We start from the raw sequence: 21,792 nt of genomic DNA, 5'->3' as shown, positions 1-21,792 counted from the left end.
CTCCTGCCCGGGCGGACAGTCTCGCACGGGCGCGGCGGTTAGTCAGTGTCGACCAAGGTCGTGGCGTGGCGGGGTGTCGCAGGCGGGGTACCGTGTGGTTTTTGTGGTGACCGGGCGGACCTCTTCGCGAGCAGGCTCGCTCCCACGTTCTGGAATGCATTCCCTTGTGGGAGCGAGCGCGTCAGTCCAGACGCAGCGCAATATCGATCAGGCGATGGAGCTCTTCAATCTCCAGCGCCGTGGCCGAAAACAGAATCCGGAACACCACCGGCGCCACCACCAGATTGATCAAGCGATCGACACTCGGCGCCTTCTCATCGGGATAGCGATCGACAATGGTCTGCAACTGCGCACCAATGATCGCCACGCAATAGCCCGGCGTAGCGCTGGCCTGCACGTCGCGCATCATGTTGCGCCCGACCTCTGAACTCATCTCGTCAAGATACTGCTCGGCCCACGCACGGATATCGCCGCGCAGGCTGCCAGTGTTCGCCGGCTCGCTGTCCGGGCGCATGCGGGCGAGGGCGACGTCCGCCAGCAACGCCGCCAGATCACCCCAGCGTCGATAAATCGTCGACGGCGTTACCCCCGCGCGGGCGGCGATTTGCGGGACGGTCACGGTGGAACGTTCCTGCTCTTGCAGCAGCGCATTGACCGCCGAATGAATCGACTCCTGCACCCGGGCGCTGCGGCCACCGGGGCGTAAACCTTCTTTAATAGCCATGCGGCAGACCTTAACACAAAGAATTTGCTTTAAGCGCTGGGCGGTAGCACGCTGCGCAAAAGCAAAAAATTAGCTTTTGCGGAGTATGCCCATGACCAGCCCCTTGAATAGTGTCGCTTCCCACCGGTCCAGCTTGTGGTTTCTGGCGATCACCTTACTCAGTTTTCTCGCCGCTTCCACCGCTCCGACGCCGTTGTATCACTTGTATCAGGATCAGCTGCATTTCTCGGCAGCGATGTTGACGCTGATCTTCGCCGTTTACGCTTTCAGTCTGTTGGCGGCGTTGCTGACGGTGGGTTCGCTTTCCGACCATCTCGGACGCAAACCGGTGATCTTCAGTGCCGTGCTGCTCAATGCGCTGGCGATGCTGCTGTTCATTTATGCCGACAGCGTGTCGTGGTTGATCAGCGCACGGGTGCTGCAAGGTTTCGCCACCGGCATGGCCACTGCCGTATTGAGCGCAACGCTGCTCGACACCGACCGGCAGCAGGGGCCGCTGATCAACAGTGTCGCGCCGTTACTCGGGATGGCTCTGGGCGGTTTGGGTTGTGGCTTGCTGGCGGAATTCGCGCCGGCGCCGTTACAGCTGACTTACTGGTTACTGTTGGCACTGTTTGTGTTGCAAGGCGTGTATGTCTGGCGCCTGCCGGAGAGTGTTTCGCGGCAAGGTGGGGCGCTGGCGTCGTTGCGACCGACCCTGCACGTGCCGATGCAAGCGCGTTCAACGTTGTGGCGCGTGCTGCCGCTGAACACCGCAACCTGGGCGCTCGGTGGTTTTTATGCCTCGCTGGCACCGTCATTGGTGCGCACGGCCACTGGTTCTACCTCCAATCTGATCGGCGGCGCTACGGTCGCGGCGCTCACCGTGACCGGTGCGTTGATGATTTTCATGATGCGCAATCGTCCGGCCGCTCAGGCGTTGCGGCTGGGTGCGAGCTTGCTGCCGGTTGGGCTAGTGCTGATTCTGCTCGGCGTGCATGGCGCCAGTCTGTCGTTGTTTTTCTTCAGCACACTGGTCGCCGGTTGCGGCTTTGGTTCGGGCTTTCTCGGAGCGGTGCGCAGCCTGGTGCCGCTGGCCTTGCCGCATGAACGAGCCGGGTTGATGTCGGCGTACTACGTGCTCAGTTATCTGGCGTTCTGTTTGCCGGCGTTGCTGGCCGGGTATCTGGCGCGCAACTTAGGACTGCTGACGACCACCGATGGCTACGGCGTTGTGTTGATCGTGCTGGCCGTTGCTGCGCTGCTGCTCAGTCTGCGTCCGCAGACCGGCAGAGTTTGCAGCGCTCATTAAGTGCGTGTAGATGCTTATCTGCAAAACAGATAACAGTTAGAGATATTACCCGTTATATCGATATTCGATTCGGATCTACCATGGATTCAACCTCACCAGAGGACAGGAGTTCATGATGATTTGCCCCAACAGTGTCACCCCCGGCTACAAACCTTTCAGTCAGCTTCAACATCCTCGTGAAGTGATCCGCCAGTTCACGCCGAACTGGTTCGCCGCAACCATGGGTACCGGTGTGCTGGCATTGGCGCTTGCCCAGTTGCCGCTGGCCATTCCCGGGTTGCGCGCCGTGGCCGAGGGGCTGTGGTTGTTCAACATTCTGTTATTCACGCTGTTTACCGTCGCTTACGCTGCGCGCTGGATTTTGTTCTTCGACGAGGCGCGGCGGATTTTCGGACATTCCACTGTGTCGATGTTCTTCGGCACCATTCCCATGGGCCTGGCGACGATCATTAACGGCTTTCTGTTGTTCGGCCTGCCGCGCTGGGGCGACGGGGTCATTCATATCGTTGAAGTGTTGTGGTGGACCGATGTGGCGATGTCGCTGGCCTGCGGTGTGCTGATTCCGTACATGATGTTTACCCGTCAGGAACACAGCATCGATCAGATGACCGCGGTCTGGTTGCTGCCGGTGGTGGCAGCGGAAGTGGCAGCGGCCAGCGGTGGCCTGCTCGCGCCGCATCTGCCCGACGCCCATGGACAACTCGTCGCACTGACCACCAGCTATGTGCTCTGGGCATTCTCGCTGCCAGTGGCGTTCAGCATTCTCACCATTCTGTTGCTGCGCATGGCCTTGCACAAACTGCCCCACGAAAACATGGCCGCGTCGAGCTGGCTGGCGCTGGGGCCGATCGGCACCGGTGCGCTGGGCATGTTGCTGTTGGGCGGTGAGGCGCCAGCGATTTTTGCCGCGAATGGTCTGCCCGGTGTCGGTGAGATCGCTTCGGGCCTGGGTCTGGTCGCTGGGATCACGCTGTGGGGTTTTGGTCTGTGGTGGATGTTGATGGCACTGTTGATCACCGTGCGTTATCTGCGTGACGGCATTCCGTTCAACCTCGGCTGGTGGGGCTTCACCTTCCCATTGGGCGTGTATTCGCTGGCGACGCTGAAACTGGCAAGTATCCTCAACCTGACATTTTTCAGTGTGTTCGGTACGGCGCTGGTGATTTTGTTGGCGGCAATGTGGCTGATCGTCGGCAAGCGCACCGTGCAGGGCGCGTGGCGTGGCGAGCTGTTTGTCTCGCCGTGTATTGCAGGTTTGAAGAAATAATCCGAAAAGTTTAGGTAAGGTGTGGCCTGGATCGTGGTGCGGGAATCCAATAACAAGCACCCAGGCCTCACTACCTAACATCAGGAAACACGGAAGATGAGTCACCCCTCACAGTTCAACCTGTTGCGCACCCGGCGCTTTTTGCCCTTCTTTATTACCCAGTCGCTCGGCGCGTTCAACGACAACGTGTTCAAGCAGTCGTTGATCCTCGCCATCCTCTATCGGTTGACCATCGAGGGCGATCGCTCGATCTGGGTCAACCTCTGCGCGCTGCTGTTTATCCTGCCGTTTTTCCTGTTCTCGGCGCTGGCCGGGCAGTTCGGGGAAAAATTCGCCAAGGACGCGCTGATCCGTCTGATCAAACTCGCGGAAATCGCCATCATGGCCGTAGGATCGATCGGCTTCCTCTTCGATCATCTGTCGCTGATGCTGGTGGCACTGTTCGCCATGGGCACGCACTCGGCGTTGTTCGGCCCGGTGAAGTATTCGATCCTGCCGCAGGCCTTGCGCGACGATGAACTGGTCGGCGGCAACGGTCTGGTGGAAATGGGCACGTTTCTGGCTATTCTCGCCGGCACCATCGGCGCCGGGATCATGATGTCGTCCGAGCACTACGCGCCGGTAGTCTCCGCAGCGATCGTCGGCATTGCCGTGCTGGGTTATCTGGCCAGCCGCAGCATTCCGCGCGCGGCGGCCTCGTCGCCGGAAATGCGCCTGAACTGGAATATCTTCAGCCAGTCCTGGGCGACGCTGAAACTCGGTCTGGGCCAGACGCCTGCGGTGTCGCGCTCGATTGTCGGTAACTCGTGGTTCTGGTTTGTCGGCGCGATTTACCTGACGCAGATCCCGGCCTACGCCAAGGAATGGATGCACGGTGACGAAACCGTGGTCACGCTGATCCTGACCGTGTTCTCGGTGGGCATCGCGCTGGGTTCGATGCTCTGCGAGAAGCTCTCCGGGCGCAAAGTCGAGATCGGACTGGTGCCTTTTGGCTCGTTTGGCCTGACCGTGTTCGGCCTGTTGCTGTGGTGGCATTCCGGTGGGATCCCGGACAGCGTCACCGGCCATAGCTGGATTGCCGTGCTGGGCTTCGTGCACACCTGGGCGGTGTTGATCGACATCCTTGGCCTGGGCATTTTCGGTGGCTTCTATATTGTGCCGCTGTACGCGCTGATCCAGTCGCGCACGGCTGAAAACGAGCGGGCGCGGGTGATTGCCGCCAACAACATTCTCAACGCGCTGTTTATGGTGGTGTCGGCGATTGTTTCGATCGTGTTGTTGAGCGTCGCCAAACTGTCGATCCCGCAACTGTTCCTGGTGGTGTCGCTGCTGAACATCGGCGTCAACGCCTACATCTTCAAGATCGTTCCGGAATTCAGCATGCGCTTCATGATCTGGCTGCTCAGCCATTCCATGTACCGCGTCGAGCACCGCAACCTTGAAGCGATCCCGGACGAGGGCGCGGCGCTGTTGGTGTGCAACCACGTGTCGTTCGTTGACGCCTTGCTCATCGGCGGGGCGGTGCGTAGGCCGATTCGCTTTGTCATGTACTACAAGATCTACAACCTGCCGGTGCTGAACTTCATCTTTCGCACGGCGGGAGCGATTCCGATTGCCGGACGCCAGGAAGATATCCAGATCTACGAAAAAGCCTTCACGCGCATTGCCCAATATCTGAAGGACGGTGAGCTGGTGTGTATTTTCCCGGAAGGCAAATTGACCGCCGATGGCGAGATCAACGAGTTTCGCGGCGGCGTGACGCGGATTCTGGAGGAGACGCCGGTACCGGTGATTCCGCTGGCGTTGCAAGGATTGTGGGGGAGTTTCTTCAGTCGCGATCCGAGCAAGGGCTTGTTCCATCGCTTGTGGTCGCGGGTGACGCTGGTGGCGGGGCCGGCGATTACCGAAAGGACGGAGCCGGCGAAGTTGCAGGTGTTGGTGGGGGAGTTGCGCGGATCCGTCAGATAGTCGGTGTATTAAAGGCCCCTTCGCAAGCAGGCTCGCTCCCACAGTTGGCCGTATTCCAATGACGGAACGCGGTTGAATGTGGGAGCGAGCCTGCTCGCGAAGGCGGTAGTGGCTTAAGCGCTGACTTTAAGGCCTATCAAACCCGTGACGATCAACGCCACACTGACCAGCCGAACCAACGCCATCGATTCACCAAACAGAATGATCCCGGCGATCACCGTGCCCACCGCACCTACGCCGGTCCAGATCGCATAGGCTGTACCCAGCGGCAATTCCTTCATCGCCAGACCGAGCAAACCAAGGCTGATGGCCATGGCGGCAACGGTGAGGGCGGTGGGGAGCGGGCGGGTGAAGCCGTCGGTGTATTTCAGGCCGACGGCCCAGCCGACTTCGAACAGGCCGGCGCAAAACAGAATGATCCAGGACATGCAGGACCTCCATCGATTGACGGGGTCGTCCCCAGATTAATGACTCGATCGAGCCGCAGGGTCGTCCCCGCGTTGCGCAATATACTGACGAGCATTAACCCGGGGATCAAGTTTTCAGCCTCAATCGGCAGCCCGTTGCGCGAGGTTGTCGCGGTCTTCCTTCTCGCTCATGCGCCGGAAGTACGTCGACAGCAGTGCTCCGGAAATATTGTGCCAAACGCTGAACAGCGCGCTCGGCACCGCCGCCAGTGGCGAGAAATGCGCACTGGCCAATGCCGCGCCCAGCCCCGAATTCTGCATGCCGACTTCCAGTGCCAGCGACTTGCGCTGCGCCAGCGGCAAGCCGAACAGGCGCCCGGTGAAGTAGCCGAGCAAGTAACCGAAGCTGTTGTGCAGCATGACCACGGCCATGATCAGCAGGCCGGACTCGGCGATTTTCGCCTGACTCGCCGCCACCACGGCGGTGACAATAATCACGATGCTGACCACCGACACCAGCGGCAACACATCCACCGCATGCCGCACCTTGTCGCCGAGCAGCCGCTGCGCGACCACGCCGAGAACGATCGGCAACAGCACCACTTGCAGGATCGACCAGAACAGCTCCATGAACGATACCGGCAGCCACGCCGAGGCCAGCAGCCAGATCAGCGCCGGGGTCAACAGTGGGGCGAGCAGGGTGGTGACCGCGGCAATCGCCACTGAAAGCGCCAGATCACCGCGTGCCAGCCAGGTCATCACGTTCGAAGAGGTGCCGCTCGGGCAGCAACCGACCAGAATCACCCCGACGGCGATTTCCGGCGGCAGGTGAAACACCTGGCAGAGCAACCACGCCACACCGGGCATGATCACGAAATGCGCAACCACGCCCAGCGCCACCCGCCACGGATGGCGAGCGACGGCAGCGAAGTCGTCGAGTTTGAGGGTCAGGCCCATGCCGAACATCACCAGACCCAGCAGCGGTACGATCGCGCTTTTCAGGCCGATGAACCACGCCGGTTGCAGAAAGGCCACGACGGCGAATATCAGAACCCAGTAAGCGAACGTATTGCCGACAAAGCGGCTGAGTGCAGCCAGTGCGCGCATGGCTTGATCCTTATTTTTGGTTACACCACAAAACATTGTGGGAGCGAGCCTGCTCGCGAATGCGGTGAGCCAGACACATTAATGTTGTTGGCACACCGCATTCGCGAGCAGGCTCGCTCCCACAGGTTAAATACTCGTCAGAGTCAGATCCCCTGCGGCATCTCTTCCCCACCCAACGCTTCAACCAGTGCCGGCAGGAAGTCGCCGAATGTCAGCATCATCAGGGTGAAGCTGGCATCCAGTTGGCCCAGGGCTTCGTCGCCACCGTCCTGTTCCGCCTGATCCTGCAACAGATCCTCGAATTTCAGGCGTTTGACGGTCATCTTGTCGTCGAGCATGAACGACAGTTTGTCCTGCCAGGCCAGCGACAGCTGAGTGACGACTTTGCCGGTGCTCAGGTGCAGCTGGATTTCTTCGCTGGTCAGGTCTTGGCGTTTGCAACGGACGATGCCGCCGTCTTCGTGGGTGTCGCGCAGTTCGCACTCGTCCAGCACATAGAAATCGTCGGCGGCTTTCTGCGTGGTGACCCACTCGGTCATCACCGCAGTCGGTGCCATTTTCACGGTGAGCGGACGCACGGGCAGGGTGCCGATCACTTCGCGCAGGGTCGAAAGCAGGTCTTCGGCGCGTTTCGGGCTGGCCGAGTTGACCAGGATCAGGCCCTGTTTCGGCGCGATCGCGGCAAAGGTCGAGGAACGACGAATGAACGCGCGCGGCAGGAACGCTTGGATGATTTCATCCTTGATCTGATCGCGTTCCTTCTTATAGACCTTGCGCATCTGCTCGGCCTCGATCTCTTCGACCTTTTCCTTGACCGCGTCACGCACGACGCTGCCCGGCAGAATGCGTTCTTCCTTGCGCGCAGAGATCAGCAGGAAATCGCCGCTGACATGCACCAGCGGCGCATCTTCGCCCTTGCCGAACGGCGCAACGAAACCGTAAGTGGTCAGCTCCTGGCTTGCACACGGCCGCGCCAGTTTGGTCGCCAGTGCAGTTTCCAGCGCCTCGGCGTCGACAGGCAGGTCTTGGGTCAGGCGATAGATCAGCAGGTTCTTGAACCACATGGGGCGAGTCACTCCTTTATACAAAGGGGGGCATTATTGTCTTCGCCGGGGCATAGGCCAACCCTTCTCTAAGCCTTTGGAAGGCCTCGGAAAATTATTTAAAAAAGTGCTTGCCAGAGGTGGGGGTGCTCCGTAGAATGCGCGCCACACCGAAGCGAAGGGTGATTAGCTCAGCTGGGAGAGCGTCTGCCTTACAAGCAGAATGTCGGCGGTTCGATCCCGTCATCACCCACCATTCGTTTCAAGTGTTTAGCGCAGCGGTAGTTCAGTCGGTTAGAATACCGGCCTGTCACGCCGGGGGTCGCGGGTTCGAGTCCCGTCCGCTGCGCCATATTCGGTAACCTGGACCACTGAACGCCAGGTCACCACGGAAAAACCCGCTGAGGCGGGTTTTTTTCTGTCTCAAGGTTGTACCCGCGGGATGTATCGTTTCACCGGTTTTCAGATTTTTTTGAAAAATATTCAATTAAATCAACACTTTACGAAAACTTGTGGCATAATGCGCCCCGTAACGAAGCGAAGGGTGATTAGCTCAGCTGGGAGAGCGTCTGCCTTACAAGCAGAATGTCGGCGGTTCGATCCCGTCATCACCCACCATTCGTTTCAAGCGTTTCGCGCAGCGGTAGTTCAGTCGGTTAGAATACCGGCCTGTCACGCCGGGGGTCGCGGGTTCGAGTCCCGTCCGCTGCGCCATATTCGGTATCTGGAACTGAACGCCAGACACCACAAAAAGCCCGCCTTGTGCGGGCTTTTTGCTGTCTTCGATTTATAAAATCGCCGCGCTACTGCGCCGCATTGCGGGCATGCCGATAATCGCTCACCGCCTCGTACACTGCCTTGCGCAAGCGATTGATCCCGCCAATCGGCCGATGCGCCTCGATGCCGAACCACGGGTTGAACGACAGGTTGTCGCATTGCAGATTCAGCGCCGGCGTGTCGAAGTCCTGCACGGGCAGGGTGATCCGCGCCACGGTTTCAAACGGTGCATCCTGCTCACGCCACTCAATGCTCGTGTCCTCGATCGGCATGTATTTGTTCGCGTCCTGGCGCTGGATCTGCAAGGCAAAACACGCCGGCACCCGATCCGTCGACAACTGCTGATTCAGTGCGCTGCGCAGGAAATTCGGCAAGTCGTGATTCTGTTTCGGCAGCGTATACGCCGGGCAACGCTCCGGATCCGGCACGACGCGGAATTTCGCATTGGCCTCACCGAACTTGTAGGGCGATACCGAGAAATATGTGGTCTCAGTCGGACTGTCCGGCGGCGCTGACAGAGTGGCCAAGGCGATAAACAGATGGCGGACCTGCCAAGTGCGCGGATCCCATGTCGGAAAAAACGCCATGACCTTCTTGCCGTCAGCCTGCGCCGCCACATTCTGACGGTACTCGGCGACATTGCTGACAAAGAAATTCGGATGGCTGAACATCACGAAATCCTGTTCATGCTGCTCCTGGCGATTGCCGAGCAGTTGCGTGCCAGGAACCTCGAACAGCTTGATTGCCATCCCGCGCGCGTCGCGAATGCTGTCGAATTGCGGATAGGCATTGCCGTTGGACAACCGGATCAGCGCCTGCCAGGTCTTGCCCGGCTCGCTGAACACACCCTGTCGCAGCGATTGCGCCAGTTCCGGTAACACCTGCACTTGCGCCTTCACGCAGCCATGCGCCTTGGCGTGGGCATCGCGCAGATAACGCGTGGGTTCGCGGTGCTGGTCGACGATGCGCACTGCGGTTTGAATGATGTCCTGGGTCATCGCCGCTTCGCCCGCTGGAATCTGTTCCTGCGCCGACACCGGCCCACGATGCTGCCAAGCGAACCACGCGGCGGCGATGGCCCAGCCGAGCAGGGCGATGACCAGCAGGATCAGCAGCGCCTTGCCAAGCAAACGCCCCAGCCACAGCCAGAAACGCGCGAGTGGCGGCAGTTCTTTTTTGAATGTCGGCATGATCATGGCAACTGCGCCTCCAGTGGTCCGCCCAGTACTTTCAGGTATTCGAGCAGCGCCCAGCGCTCCTCGGGTTGCAGGAGTCGGCCGATCACCCCGTTGCCGCGCGCGCCGGCGCGGAATTCGTGGCCGCTGTTGTGGTTGCCGCTGATGCGCGTGTCGAACAGAAAACCGTTGGTGAAAGGCTCGGTGCGATAGCCGAGGTGGCGCGGATCGTATTCGAGCGTGCCTTTGTAGAAGGTCGTCGCACGCTCGTCCTGCGGTGACAGCAACTGATAGATGCTCGGCACCGAACCGTTGTGCAGAAACGGCGCAGTCGCCCACACGCCAGCCAGCGGCCGGGCCTTGTAAGCGACTTTCTCGCGCACGCCGATCGGCAGGCCGAAACCATCCATGCGCGGTTTTTCTTCCGGCGTGATCTGCGCGTCGCGATAGGCACGGTTTTCCACGAACGCGGTGACGTAAGCCAGGCCCTTGGCCACCGACAATTGGCTCAGATCAAGCGGCTCCTTGGGTTCGGGGTGCAGTTTGACGTCCATCTTTTTCAGCTCATTGACATCCCATTGCAGTGCGCTCAGGTCGAAACGGTGACTGGCAATGTTGTTGGCCGCATTCGGATCGGTGCCGATCACCTCCACGGGAATCATATGCAAGTGCTGCACCCAGCGTTCGCCTTCCTGCGATTGGCGCGGGACATGGCAGCCGGCGCAGTTTTCCGCGAACAGCGCGCGGCCTCTGGCGGCCAGCGGCTTGTCGATCGCACCGAACAGATCTTCCGGCCAGGTTGGCGGCTTCAGCTGCTGCAAGGTTTCTTCGATGGCGTGCAGATCGCGCACGCGCACGCTGGAGGGATAGCGCTCAGCGCCTTGCAGCGGCTGACCGTTGGCGTCGAAGAAATTCAGCGTGGCACCGACGCCGAGCGCTTCGCCGATATTGCGCGCCATCGGCTGCTGGGCCGAGCCATTCCACTGCACCCAGTCAAACGTCCACATGTCCCACAGCTGCGGGTAATCCACCGGGGCATCGGCCACGCGGTAGTTGGCAGGGGAAATCGCATCGCCAAACGTCGCGTTGGCAATTCGTCCAAACGCGTCGGTACGCCCCGGGCCTTCCTCGGTCGGATAGAGGCCGCGATGGGTGTCGTTCCAGGCCACTTTGACGAAGGTGTTCAGTGAGGTCTTGAACTCGCTGCGCAATTGTTCGCGGCGCGCTTCGTAATCATCTCCGAGCACCTGGCGGGCGAAGCGCTCAAACTTCCATGGGTTGTAGTAAGTCGAGGCGAGACTGGCGACCAGGGCCTGTCCGAAACTGCCACCGCGCAAAGTAGGAACGCTGGAAGGCAGCACGTGTTGCGCGGTGCCGCCATCGATGCGCACGGCCTGGCCTTTGAAGCGCAACTCGCCGGTGTGGCAAGCGGCGCAGGTGATGTCCAGATAGTGCTCGGAGGCGTCGCCGGGATTCTGGTGCCGGGCAAAACCGACGGGGAGGTTGCCGGGGTTGTTCGGGCTAGATTTCTGCTGCGGGTCGACCAGGAAGCCGAAACGGGCGAGATATTCAGGGGAGGCGAAGCGCTGCTCGGAGAAGGGCAATTCCAATGCCTGGAACCACTCGTAACGCAGGCCTTTGACTTGCGTACCTTGTGGCGTGAAGTAGTAGGTCTGCCGTTGCTCTTCGCTCCATTGATCCAGGTAACGTACCTGTTGCGGCGGGGTGTAGAAGGGCAATTTCGGATTGGCGACGTAATAGGTAATCACCGCCACGGCGATTAACGCCAGCACGATCACCAGACTGATAACGCGGAATAAGAGGCGCAAGTTGAACATCCTTGTCGAATTGTTGCGCTGTTATGCCTGAGCGGCGCTGGCTGGGCAAGTGGCCATTACGCCAGATGTTGAGCCGTGAGCCGACGAGCCTTGTCGTTCACGGATGACAGAAGCTTCATCCAGCCATCGTCCAAATGCGTTTTAATCCCTGAACTTATCGGAAGATTCCTGCTCTCATGCCGGTAGCCATTGGTCGTGGCGGCCTGATAAGCTCGCGGCTTTACTCGATTGCCCATTCGGCGCATGAACAAGGAAATAGCATGAAACAGCATCGGTTGGCGGCGGCGGTAGCCCTGGTTAGCCTGGTACTCGCGGGTTGTGACTCGCAGACCAGCGTAGAGCTGAAAACCCCGGCGCAAAAAGCTTCCTACGGCATCGGCCTGAACATGGGCAAAAGCCTTGCCCAGGAAGGCATGGATGATCTGGACTCCAAAGCGGTAGCCCAGGGCATCGAAGATGCCGTTGGCAAGAAAGAACAGAAGCTGAAAGATGAAGAACTGGTCGAAGCCTTCGCCTCGCTGCAAAAGCGTGCTGAAGAGCGTATGGCCAAGATGAGCGAAGAGTCGGCAGCCGCCGGCAAGAAATTCCTCGAAGAAAACGGCAAGAAAGCCGGTGTGACCACCACCGCTTCGGGCCTGCAGTACGAAGTAGTCAAGAAAGCCGATGGCCCACAGCCTAAGCCGACCGACGTCGTCACTGTTCACTACACCGGCAAGCTGACCAACGGCACCGTGTTCGACAGCTCCGTAGAGCGCGGCAGCCCGATCGATCTGCCAGTCAGTGGCGTGATCCCGGGTTGGGTTGAAGGTCTGCAACTGATGCACGTTGGCGAGAAGTACAAACTGTACATCCCTAGCGATCTGGCTTACGGCGCTCAGTCGCCAAGCCCGGCAATCCCGGCCAACTCGGTTCTGGTTTTCGACCTGGAACTGCTGGCCATCAAGGATCCAGCCAAAGAAGACGCCGCTGCCAAGTAACACGCAACGGCATCGCCAACAACGCCTCGCTTATGCGGGGCGTTGTTGCATCTGCAGGTCAGGAAAGGTAAACAGAGCGAACTGACGCCGTTCAACACAGTCATAGCTTTGAGGCTGCCCGCGCTAGACGCCCTGAGCTGCCAAGTCAATGAAATATTGGGCTTTTTTATGTGAGTAAAAAACGCCCGATCTGAGCGCAGCCCTTATGAAACGGGGCTCTCAGCGCTGAAATGCAGCTCTGTTCACAAGGTTATCCACAATTTGTGTGGATAACATTTCAACGGGAAGAATAGATGAAAGCTCCGTGGAATTTCGCTCGATTCCTGCCGTTGGCCGGTCGCCTGCTGGCCCGTGGACGCCTGCCGACCCTATTGTTTGCGGTGGCCAGCAAAGGCGCCGCGCAAGGCAATCGCTTGGGCAAACTCAAGGATGATCTGCGCTTGCTGCAGTCGTTATGCCTGGCCTACTGGCGTGGCGAGTATCGCGCGATCAGTGCCAAGTCGCTGATTTCGGTGGTGGCGGGCCTGATGTATTTCCTCAGCCCGGTCGATGCCATTCCGGATTTCATTCCCATGTTCGGCATGCTCGATGACATCGCTGTCCTCGCCTGGCTGATGAAAACCCTCGATGACGAGCTCAACGCCTTTCGCCTGTGGCGCAAACGCCAGCAGCCCGAAAAGCTGGCGGTGGTTGAACGCCTCCCTGATACCCCTGAACAATTGCAGCTGCAAGGCCCGAAAAAGCCCTGACTGACCAAGACTGCCTACAGATAGATACCACTCGCGACCTTAGCCGCTGTTAGGATTACACTTCTAGGGAAAAGTGCCGACTCGCTAAGTGGTGTTGTCCTACGGGGTAGTCATGGATATTCAGATAATTGCACGCGATGGCGAACCCGAATACGCGGTTCTGCCGTGGGCTCAATATCAGGCTTTACTGAAAGCAGCAGGGATCAACGCAACACCGGCGCCGCAGCCAGCAGCGCCGCTCGCCACCTCGCCGGAGCCGATTCTTCCGGGTCTGGATCAATTACGCAGTTTGCGCGAAGGGAAGGGCATCGCCATCGAGGCGCTGGCCCGCACGGTAGGCATCAGCCCGTCTTACCTGGCCATGATCGAAAGTGGTGAGCGTCAGCCCGACGCCGCGATTCGCCGCAGCCTGGCCTGGGAACTGACGGTGCCAGGTTGGAGGGATGAATCGTGAGCGTACGCATCAGCCGTCAACATTGGGACGGATTGCTGGGGGAACTGGACCAGGCGCGTCGTCAGCGCCATCTTCTGACCTATCGAGCCTTGCTTGAGCGTTTGCAGCTACCGACTCCGGCGATGCAGACGTTGACGGCTGCACTGGAGCATCTGGCCGCACTGGACGCCAAAGCCGAGCAGCCGTTGCGCAGTTCGCTGGTCATCAGTCAGGGCGCCAGTCGTTTGCCACGTACCGGGTTCTTTGAATGTGTCGAGCGTCTGGGGCGTTTTTCCGGGCCGTCGGATGGCGTCGCGGCGGCGTCCTGGCATGCGTCGGAAGTGGTGCGGGTCTTCGAATACGAATACCCGGAATCGGCGGAGGCCTGAGTGTTTCTGCGGCTCAAGGCGCGGGCCGGTTACTGGCTGGCCCGCCGGCTGTTTCATTGGTCGTGGTTCGTTCGCCAGCCGCGTGGCTGGCGCTGGCTTGAAGGCCAGTTCGCGCGCCTGGCCAACCTCGGCGATGTCGATGCTCAAAGCTTTTATGGGCACATTCTCACTTTTCGCGGCGTCGGGTTGGGCGCGCGTGAAGAAGGCGTGCGTCTGCTGCGTCTGGCGGCGTTGGCCGGCGACGGTAAAGCCGCTTATCAAGTTGGCGTGATCAGCCTCGCCGGTACCCCGAGCAAGGCGCCGGATCCCGTTGAGGCCGCTCGTTGGTGGAGCATGGCCGCCAAGGCCGGCCACCCGTTGGCCGAGCTGAAGCTGCAACAGCTGAAGGCTGGTGATTCAACGCAGTAATTCCATGTATATCTTCTAAGTAAACGCGGCGTGAGGTTTTCCTCACGCCGCGTTTACGTTTCTGCCTGCACGTTTTTCGCTTGATGCTGGATTGCAGATTAGTCCTACATCCTTTGCCTACTCGCCTGACTTCTTTCCTCTTTGATCCCCCGCACAGTTCCCGCGACTAATTTCTTGCGCGAGGGACCGCTCATGCTTCAGCCCGTTTTTCAGTCCACCTTGTTTGCTCGCGTGTGTTGATGGAAGCCATCGCGCGCATCGAGCAGGAACTCGACAGCTTTCCGCAAACGCTCAGCCTCTACCGCAAACAGCTTGATCACTGGCTCAGTCGCAGGGCGGACCAGATCAGCGAGGCAGCAGACCTGCCATCGCTGGTGGGTATGGAGCGGATCATCCGCTTCGGCGATAGCAGTACGTCGGTCAGCAGCAGCGACGACGAATTTTCCTCCAGCGTCGTCCAGTGCCCGCACGGCGGGCTGATGCAAATCGAGAGCAAGTTCGAATCGGTCTACGACATCCCGCTGGGCAACATTTCCGTCGATGTGGTCGACGTGGATAGCGGCAAAACCGCGCCGGTCACCCTTGATCAGCAGGGCAAGGGCGAGTTCAGAGGCGACGAGGGCAAGTTCTACCGCGTTCTGGTCCACAGCGCTGTCACCTCCAGTCAAGTCGACGAGCTGTTCAAATCCTACGACGGTTTGACCGGCGAACTTGAGCGCTGGCTGCGTAGCGAGTGGCAAGGTTTCAAGCCGCAGTGGTCACAGTCGGTGGCGATCGCAGCCAGCAACGGCATGCTCGCCGGCAGTTGGGCGGCCATCGAGGGGGTATGGGACAGCCTCGGTCTGCTCTCGGAAATTCTCCAGGATCCCGGCAAGTTTGCCGAGCGTCTAGGCAGCGGCGCGGCTGAGCTGATCGAGCTGGCACAGACCGCTCCGGATCTCATGGAAAAGCTGCAGTTGCTGGTCAGTGACGAGGCGGCGATGTGCTTGCTGCTACGGTCGGCGAGTCTGTGGCTGGACATGCTGCCGCCCAGCGAGGTTGCCGGCAAGTCTGCTGAAGTGGCGTCGATGATGATTGTGCAACTGATCATCGATGTGTTGATCAGCGTGGTGCTGACGTTTGTCGGAGCGGGGGCGGGGATCGCTTATCTGACGCTGCGTCTGGCTGACCGCGCAACGCAGCTGTTCAACGTCGCCAAGCGTCTGGTCAAGGCGCTGTTCAGCATCGTCAACGCCTTTATTGAATACGTTGACCGCTACAAAGCCGTTGCCGCGCGGGGCATCGCCGCCGGGGTGAAAAAGGGCCGGATGCAATTGCGCTGGGATGCCAAGCGCAACGCCATGTTGAAGAAGGACGAGCCACACGACGACGCGCCCGACCAGGCGAAAAACCCCAACGGCGATGCCGCCGATTGCGTGCCCAAAACCTGTACCAATGGCTGCCCGGTGTCGATGGTCACCGGCGAAGAACTGCTGACCCTGACCGACGCGGTGCTCGATGGCGTGCTGCCCTTCGAGTTCACCCGCTTGTACCGCAGCAGCGCGGTCGAGATCGACATCGGCCTGGGTTTCGGCTGGAGCCATACGCTCGCGCATCGGCTGGCCTTCGACGGCGATGGCGTGATCTGGATTGATCACGAAAACCGCAGCACTCGGTTTCCCCTGCCCAATGTCGCGCGCCCGGCGATTCACAACAGCCTGTCGCGGGCGGCGATCTTTCTCGGCGATGAGCCGGAAGAACTGATTCTGGCGTTGGCCGGCGACAGTGCGCGGTTTTACCATTTTCGCGCCGGCCGGCTGACCGCAATCAGCGATGTCTACGGTAATCGTCTGACCCTGCAACGCGATCGCTCCGACCGCATTCAGCGTCTGGACAATGGCGCCGGCCGCTCATTGCTGTTGCGTTATGACCGCACGCAACTGGTGGCGGTCGATTACCAAGTCTTTGTTCAGGGCGAGTGGACCACCGAACAAAACCTTGCCACCTACAGCTTCGATGCGCGGCAACGCCTGCTGGTCGCGACCAACGCGGTCGGCGACAGCGAGCGCTACGACTACGACGACCACCACGTCATCCTCCAGCGCCAGTTGACCGGCGGCGCGAGCTTCTTCTGGGAGTGGCAGCGCGAGGGCAAAGCGGCGCGCTGCGTGCGGCACTGGGCGTCGTTCTCGCAGATGAACACCCGTTACGTCTGGAACGATGACGATGCCAGCGTGACCGTGCATTACGTCGACGGTACCGAAGAAGTCTACGTCCACGACGAGCGCGCTCGGCTGGTGCGTCAGGTCGCGGCCGATGGCGGCGAGCAGCTCAAGGCCTATGACCAGCAGGGGCGCTTGATCGCCGAGCAGGATGCGTTGGGCGCGGTTACCGAATACCGCTACGACGAAGTCGGACGGCTGATCGCGCTGATTCCACCGGACGATGCACCAACGTCCTACGAGTACCGCAACGGTTTTCTCTACAAGCGTTGTCGTGGTGATGCGGTGTGGATTTACCGGCGCAACGCTGAAGGTGCCGTTACCGAAGCGGTCGATCCCGACGGCCAGGTCACGCATTACTACTACAACCTGCGCGGCCAATTGCTGTCGCTGCGTTATCCGGACAGCAGCCGCCATCGCTGGGTGTGGAACGAGCTCGGCCAGCTCATCGAAGAAACCCTGCCCGATGGCGGCGTGCGGCGCTTTTCCTACGATGCGCTGGGCCGGCGGATTACCACCCAGGACGAATTTGGTGTTGTCAGTCGTCAGCAGTGGGACGCGGCCGGCCGACTGATCCTGACGACTTCTCCTACGGGCAGCACCCGCGCCTACAGCTACGGCGCCTACGGCCAGATCACCGCCGAACGTGACGAGCTCGGTCGTATCACCCGCTATGAATATGACGATGACCTGCACCTGGTCTCGCGGCGGATCAATCCTGACGGCACCCGCGTGCAGTACCGCTATGACCATGCGCGGCTGTTGCTGACCGAGATTGAAAACGAATCGGGCGAAAAGTACCGACTGGATTACACGCCGACCGGATTGATCCGACAGGAAATCGGGTTTGATGGGCGGCGTACGGCGTATGCCTACGATCTCAATGGGCATCTGCTGGAGAAGACCGAGTTCGGCGAGCAGGGTTTATCGCTGGTCACCCGGTACGAGCGCGACAGGGCCGGGCGTTTGCTCGTCAAAACCCTGCCCGATGGCGCCAAGATCCGCTATGACTACGATCGCCTCGGTCGGTTGATCGGTGTCAATGACGGCCAGAACCATCCGCTGGCCTTCGAGTATGACCGTCAGGACCGGCTGATCACCGAGCATCAGGGCTGGGGCACTCTGCGCTACGCCTATGACGCCTGCGGCCAGCTCAAACGCCTGCGCCTGCCGGACAACAGCAAGCTCGACTATCACTACGCCAAAGGCGGTGCGCTGTCAGCCATCGACCTTAACGGCACGCCGCTCACGCGCCACGTCTACCAGTCCGGTCGCGAACAGCAACGCCAGCAGGGTCTGCTGCTCAGCGAATACTCCTACGACGATCAGGGCCGCTTGCTCGCCCACGCTGTAGGTCATCGCCACGCTTCGCTGTACCGCCGCGATTATGCCTACAGCGCCAACGGCAATCTCGAGCACATCGCCGACAGCCGCCACGGCCAGCGCACCTACGGCTACGACGCCCTCGACCGGTTGATCCGCGTACGCCACTCGCGCGACGAACTGCCCGAATCCTTCGCCCACGACCCGGCCGGCAACCTGTTGATGCAGGACCGCTCCGGCCCTGCGCAGATCAAAGGCAACCGCCTGCTGATGCAGGGCGACCGCCATTACGACTACGACGCCTTCGGCAACCTGATCCGCGAACGCCGTGGCCACGGCCAGACCCTGGTCACGGAATACCGCTACGACTGCCAGCACCGCCTGATCGGCCTGACCCGCCCGGACGGCCAGACCGCCACTTATCACTACGACGCCTTCGGCCGGCGCATCCGCAAAACCGTCGACGGCGCCGTCACCGAATTCTTCTGGCAAGGCGAACACCTCGTCGCCGAAAGCAGCGGCACGCAATACCGCAGCTTCCTCTACGAACCCGGCACCTTCCGCCCACTCGCGATGCTCGACGGCAAAGGCCCGAAAAAAGCCTGCCCGTTCTACTACCAACTCGACCACCTCGGCACCCCGCAGGAACTCACCGACTACAGCGGCGAAATCGTCTGGTCCGCGCAATACGACGCCTACGGCAAAGTCGCCGCCGTCACCCTCGCCGGCGAAGACTATCTGGATCAACCGCTGCGTTTTCAGGGGCAGTATTTCGATGCGGAAAGCGGACTGCACTACAACCGCCATCGGTATTACGACCCGAGGCTTGGGCGGTATCTGACGCCGGACCCGGTGAAGCTCGCGGGTGGGTTGAATCAGTACCAGTACGTGCCGAATCCGACGGGGTGGGTGGATCCGTTGGGTTTGACGTCCAATTGCCCGCCGCCGAATAAGCCTGGGTGTGAGGTTCCGGGTGGGATTGGTGGGGCTAAAGTGGATGATGGTGAACCTGCGCTGCCGAAGATGACGGCTCAGGAGCGTCGGGCGAGGATTGATGAATTAGCTGAAGAAAACGCATACCGACGTTTGCATGAAATGGAGAATCCACAAAATGGAGAGCATTTTCTGGAAAAGCACGGCGCCCAAACAACACTACGGTCGCAATTTGAAAGGATCATGACAGGAAAAAATCCAACGACTGGCGTTATAGAGACCTACACCGGTGGATCGCACCATGGAGAACCTAAAATTCCAAGCGCGGCTACTCATTTTTTCAGCCATAGAGATCAGCTGAACGCTATCTATAGAGCAAAACTTATATTCAGTCAGACTAATCTTCAAACATCTAGAAGGCCTATGGACATGGGAAAGATAATTGGGGAAGGTTATACCAGAGACGGCATTTATGGGCAGCAGAGGAAAGCCGTGGTTATTCTGAGAGCTAATGGCGATACCGTGACTTCATATGCGGATTTTGAATGATGAAAAAAACGTATGAAATTGTAGATATAAAAAACTTATTGTTTGTTTTTGATATAGAGAATACTACTGATGTCGAGAGGGAACGATTAATAGTTGAAAAAAATGTAAACGATTCGCGTCAGTTAAAAGAGCTTTTCGATACTGTGTTAAGGCCTGAATTTTGTGAATATACAGATGCAGAACAAGAATCGCTAATAAATACTGTCGAACATTTTTTGGAGAGAAACGACAATTTCGACCGTGTATTTAATCGAATGACAACTTATTTTGACGAAGAAATTACCGATAGGTCTAGTTTTATGAGACTTCTATTGGAGTGCTTAACAAAGTATCGGGATGAAACGGGCTGTGGCTAAAAATCTGCATTCTGGAGTGGCGCCTGGCAAGTAAGCACGCACTCTACTACGTCGAGCTTAACCGACTAACTGTGATGCCTTTGGAGACGCCGTAGGATCGAGCAAATACACACTAAACCCCACAACCCCCTTCGCATGATGCTTAGCCTGCGAAGCCATCTCCGCAAGCTGGCTGGCATCAAGCGCTGCACAAGCCTCAGGTCGCAGATGCACCACCCCGATCGATAACGACAACAACGCAAATTCCTGCCGCACACCCTGGCGATTCGGCGCAATAAAACATCCTGCCTCAAGGTGTTCAGGCCGATAGAAGCGGCGGCATTGGCTTTGGAAGTCGTCGAGCAATTGGTTGAGGCGTTTGCGCCAGTCTTCGGGGCCGAGGACGAGGAGGAAGTCGTCGCCGCCGATGTGGCCGACGAAGTCGCGGGTGGGGTCGATGCGTTCGTTGAGGCATTGGGCCAGGCAGAGCAGGACTTCGTCGCCACGGCCGTAGCCGTAGATGTCGTTGAAGGGTTTGAAGCTGTCGATGTCGACGTAGCAGATGATCGACTCGCGGGCCTGTTGCAGCAGGCGCGTGAGGCATTGCTGGATCGGTACGTTGCCCGGGAGAAGGGTGAGGGGATTTGCGTAGCGTGCCTGCTGGATTTTCAGTTCGGTGATCAGTTTCAGCACGTCGATCACCCGGCCGAGGCCGAGGTAACTGCCGTTGAGTGTGATGATGAAGTCTTCTTCGATGCGCTGGCGGGCGCGGCTGGTGATCAGTCGGCTGACTTGCTGCAGCGACTGGCTGATTTCCACGGCGAGGAAGTCATCGTTCATCAGGCGGCTGATCGGTTTGCGCGCGAACAGATCGGTGGCAAACGGTTTGAGCAGTGCGTCCGACAGCGAGTGGCGATGGACGATGCCGCAGGGCTGGCCTTGTTCGTCGAGCACAGCGAGTGAATTGAGGTTGGCCTGGCGGCGGAAGGCTTCCAGTACCGTCGCGGTGGGCGTATCGCGTTGCACGGCGGGCTGGTCGTTGAGCAGGGCGCTGAGGTCGCTGCCTTCGTCATTCAGCGCGACGGCGCTGCTATCGTGTTTGGGCATTAAGGCGCGAGCGTCGCGGGATGGATGTTCCTGAGGGCGGCCGAGCAGGTAGCCCTGCACCAGGTCGACGCCCATTTCAGTCAGCACCGCGAGTTCTTCCGGCAACTCGATGCCCTCGGCAATCACCTGCGCGCGGGACGCTTTGGCGATTTGCAGAATCGAACCGACAAACTCTCTTTTCAATGCATCCTGATGAATACCGTCGATGAAGTGCCGGTCGATCTTCACGTAATCCGGACGCAATTCCGACCACAGGCGCAGGCTCGAATAGCCTGCGCCCAAGTCGTCCAGCGCAATGGAAAAACCCATCGCCCGATAGTGATGCAGAGCGGTTTGCAGCAACTGAAAGTCATCGATTGGCGTCTGCTCGGTGAGCTCGATGACCACTTGGCTCGGCGCAATGCCCAAGTCCTGCAGCAGTTGCAATGTACGTCCGGGTTGGTGCGCGGCTTCGAGCAAGGATTCTGGCGAGACGTTGAGGAACAGCTTGCCCGGCAGTTGCTGCTCATTGAAGCGGCGACAGGCGCTTTGCCGGCAGGCGATCTCCAGTTCGCTCAATCGGCCAGCCTGCCGCGCCACGGCGAACAGGGCAATCGGCGAGTGAAGAGGGCTGTTGGACGGGCCACGGGTCAGGGCTTCGTAACCGAGAATGCGGCGTTCGGAAAGACAGATGATCGGCTGGAACAAGCTGTGTAAACCGCTTTGAGTCAGGATCGAGCTCAACGCGCTCAGCTGTTCGGTCGTGGTCATGGCAGTCTCTGGCGATAAAAAAAGGACCGGGAGCGCTTGCT

At 59.5% G+C, this 21,792-nt stretch carries 17 protein-coding genes and 4 tRNA genes; 14 read left to right on the top strand and 7 right to left on the bottom strand.

The genetic code is table 11. The features are described 5' to 3' along the window. Positions 1-181: 181 nt before the first annotated feature. The gene (locus J5M66_RS06690) at positions 182-724 is read right to left on the bottom strand and encodes a TetR/AcrR family transcriptional regulator (protein ID WP_207807430.1); all 543 of its coding nucleotides are present in this window, start codon (positions 722-724) and stop codon (positions 182-184) included. 103 nt (positions 725-827) lie between these two features. Between J5M66_RS06690 and J5M66_RS06685 the strand changes: the two genes are divergently transcribed. The 3 genes from J5M66_RS06685 to J5M66_RS06675 all read left to right on the top strand — a co-directional run bounded on the left by J5M66_RS06685 (position 828) and on the right by J5M66_RS06675 (position 5,250). Continuing rightward, positions 828-2,015: an MFS transporter gene (locus tag J5M66_RS06685; protein ID WP_207807464.1), complete on the top strand. Its 1,188-nt coding sequence runs from the start codon at positions 828-830 to the stop codon at positions 2,013-2,015. A gap of 115 nt (positions 2,016-2,130) precedes the next feature. Further along, positions 2,131-3,282, top strand: a complete 1,152-nt coding sequence (locus J5M66_RS06680) for a TDT family transporter (RefSeq protein WP_207807429.1) — start codon at positions 2,131-2,133, stop codon at positions 3,280-3,282. Positions 3,283-3,378: 96 nt separating this feature from the next. Next, positions 3,379-5,250 (top strand): MFS transporter, encoded by a 1,872-nt coding sequence (locus tag J5M66_RS06675; RefSeq protein WP_207807428.1) that lies wholly within the window; start codon positions 3,379-3,381, stop codon positions 5,248-5,250. A 113-nt stretch (positions 5,251-5,363) separates the two neighbouring features. Here the strand turns inward: J5M66_RS06675 and sugE are convergent, their stop codons facing one another. From sugE to rdgC, 3 genes are all read right to left on the bottom strand, one after another. Next, the gene (gene sugE, locus J5M66_RS06670) at positions 5,364-5,678 is read right to left on the bottom strand and encodes a quaternary ammonium compound efflux SMR transporter SugE (RefSeq protein WP_122612539.1); all 315 of its coding nucleotides are present in this window, start codon (positions 5,676-5,678) and stop codon (positions 5,364-5,366) included. A gap of 120 nt (positions 5,679-5,798) precedes the next feature. Beyond that, positions 5,799-6,764, bottom strand: a complete 966-nt coding sequence (locus J5M66_RS06665) for a bile acid:sodium symporter family protein (RefSeq protein WP_041479525.1) — start codon at positions 6,762-6,764, stop codon at positions 5,799-5,801. Between the two features lie 143 nt (positions 6,765-6,907). Then, positions 6,908-7,828, bottom strand: a complete 921-nt coding sequence (rdgC, locus tag J5M66_RS06660; RefSeq protein WP_024012190.1) for a recombination-associated protein RdgC — start codon at positions 7,826-7,828, stop codon at positions 6,908-6,910. A gap of 159 nt (positions 7,829-7,987) precedes the next feature. Between rdgC and J5M66_RS06655 the strand changes: the two genes are divergently transcribed. The 4 genes from J5M66_RS06655 (at position 7,988) to J5M66_RS06640 (ending at position 8,521) form a co-directional block, all read left to right on the top strand. After that, positions 7,988-8,063: transfer RNA gene (locus tag J5M66_RS06655), tRNA-Val, on the top strand. 19 nt (positions 8,064-8,082) lie between these two features. Then, positions 8,083-8,159, top strand: a tRNA-Asp gene (locus tag J5M66_RS06650). A gap of 190 nt (positions 8,160-8,349) precedes the next feature. Beyond that, positions 8,350-8,425 (top strand) — tRNA-Val (locus tag J5M66_RS06645). A 19-nt stretch (positions 8,426-8,444) separates the two neighbouring features. Continuing rightward, positions 8,445-8,521: transfer RNA gene (locus J5M66_RS06640), tRNA-Asp, on the top strand. An 89-nt stretch (positions 8,522-8,610) separates the two neighbouring features. Here J5M66_RS06640 and J5M66_RS06635 read toward each other — a convergent pair. Further along, on the bottom strand, positions 8,611-9,780 hold the full coding sequence (locus J5M66_RS06635) for a catalase family protein (RefSeq protein WP_207807427.1): 1,170 nt from the start codon (positions 9,778-9,780) through the stop codon (positions 8,611-8,613). Continuing rightward, positions 9,777-11,588, bottom strand: coding sequence for a di-heme-cytochrome C peroxidase (locus tag J5M66_RS06630; protein WP_207807426.1), 1,812 nt, complete (start codon positions 11,586-11,588; stop codon positions 9,777-9,779). The genes J5M66_RS06635 and J5M66_RS06630 overlap by 4 nt, the downstream gene beginning before the upstream one ends. Before the next feature lie 269 nt (positions 11,589-11,857). On the opposite strand from J5M66_RS06630, the gene J5M66_RS06625 reads away from it, so the two are divergent. From J5M66_RS06625 to J5M66_RS06595, 7 genes are all read left to right on the top strand, one after another. Further along, positions 11,858-12,574, top strand: coding sequence for an FKBP-type peptidyl-prolyl cis-trans isomerase (locus tag J5M66_RS06625; protein WP_016773732.1), 717 nt, complete (start codon positions 11,858-11,860; stop codon positions 12,572-12,574). 293 nt (positions 12,575-12,867) lie between these two features. After that, a complete protein-coding gene (locus J5M66_RS06620; RefSeq protein ID WP_016773733.1) occupies positions 12,868-13,323 on the top strand; it encodes a YkvA family protein in 456 nt (151 codons plus the stop codon). A 112-nt stretch (positions 13,324-13,435) separates the two neighbouring features. Beyond that, positions 13,436-13,777, top strand: a complete 342-nt coding sequence (locus tag J5M66_RS06615) for a helix-turn-helix transcriptional regulator (protein ID WP_016773735.1) — start codon at positions 13,436-13,438, stop codon at positions 13,775-13,777. After that, on the top strand, positions 13,774-14,145 hold the full coding sequence (locus J5M66_RS06610; RefSeq protein ID WP_003223109.1) for a hypothetical protein: 372 nt from the start codon (positions 13,774-13,776) through the stop codon (positions 14,143-14,145). The genes J5M66_RS06615 and J5M66_RS06610 overlap by 4 nt, the downstream gene beginning before the upstream one ends. Further along, positions 14,146-14,553, top strand: a complete 408-nt coding sequence (locus J5M66_RS06605; RefSeq protein WP_207807425.1) for an SEL1-like repeat protein — start codon at positions 14,146-14,148, stop codon at positions 14,551-14,553. It begins immediately after the preceding gene. Between the two features lie 239 nt (positions 14,554-14,792). Further along, a complete protein-coding gene (locus J5M66_RS06600; protein WP_207807424.1) occupies positions 14,793-19,559 on the top strand; it encodes an RHS repeat-associated core domain-containing protein in 4,767 nt (1,588 codons plus the stop codon). Continuing rightward, positions 19,559-19,915: a hypothetical protein gene (locus J5M66_RS06595; RefSeq protein ID WP_071171512.1), complete on the top strand. Its 357-nt coding sequence runs from the start codon at positions 19,559-19,561 to the stop codon at positions 19,913-19,915. Before J5M66_RS06600 ends, J5M66_RS06595 begins: the two co-directional genes overlap by 1 nt. Before the next feature lie 57 nt (positions 19,916-19,972). On the opposite strand, the gene J5M66_RS06590 is transcribed toward J5M66_RS06595, so the two are convergent. Further along, a complete protein-coding gene (locus J5M66_RS06590; RefSeq protein WP_071171505.1) occupies positions 19,973-21,751 on the bottom strand; it encodes a bifunctional diguanylate cyclase/phosphodiesterase in 1,779 nt (592 codons plus the stop codon). Positions 21,752-21,792: the final 41 nt, after the last annotated feature.

The sequence above is a fragment of the Pseudomonas sp. 67(2021) genome (genome assembly GCF_017491835.1).
Lineage (GTDB): Bacteria > Pseudomonadota > Gammaproteobacteria > Pseudomonadales > Pseudomonadaceae > Aquipseudomonas > Aquipseudomonas atacamensis.
Note: the sequence above shows the minus strand (reverse complement) of the source record. Positions and strands in the feature narration are given on the sequence as shown.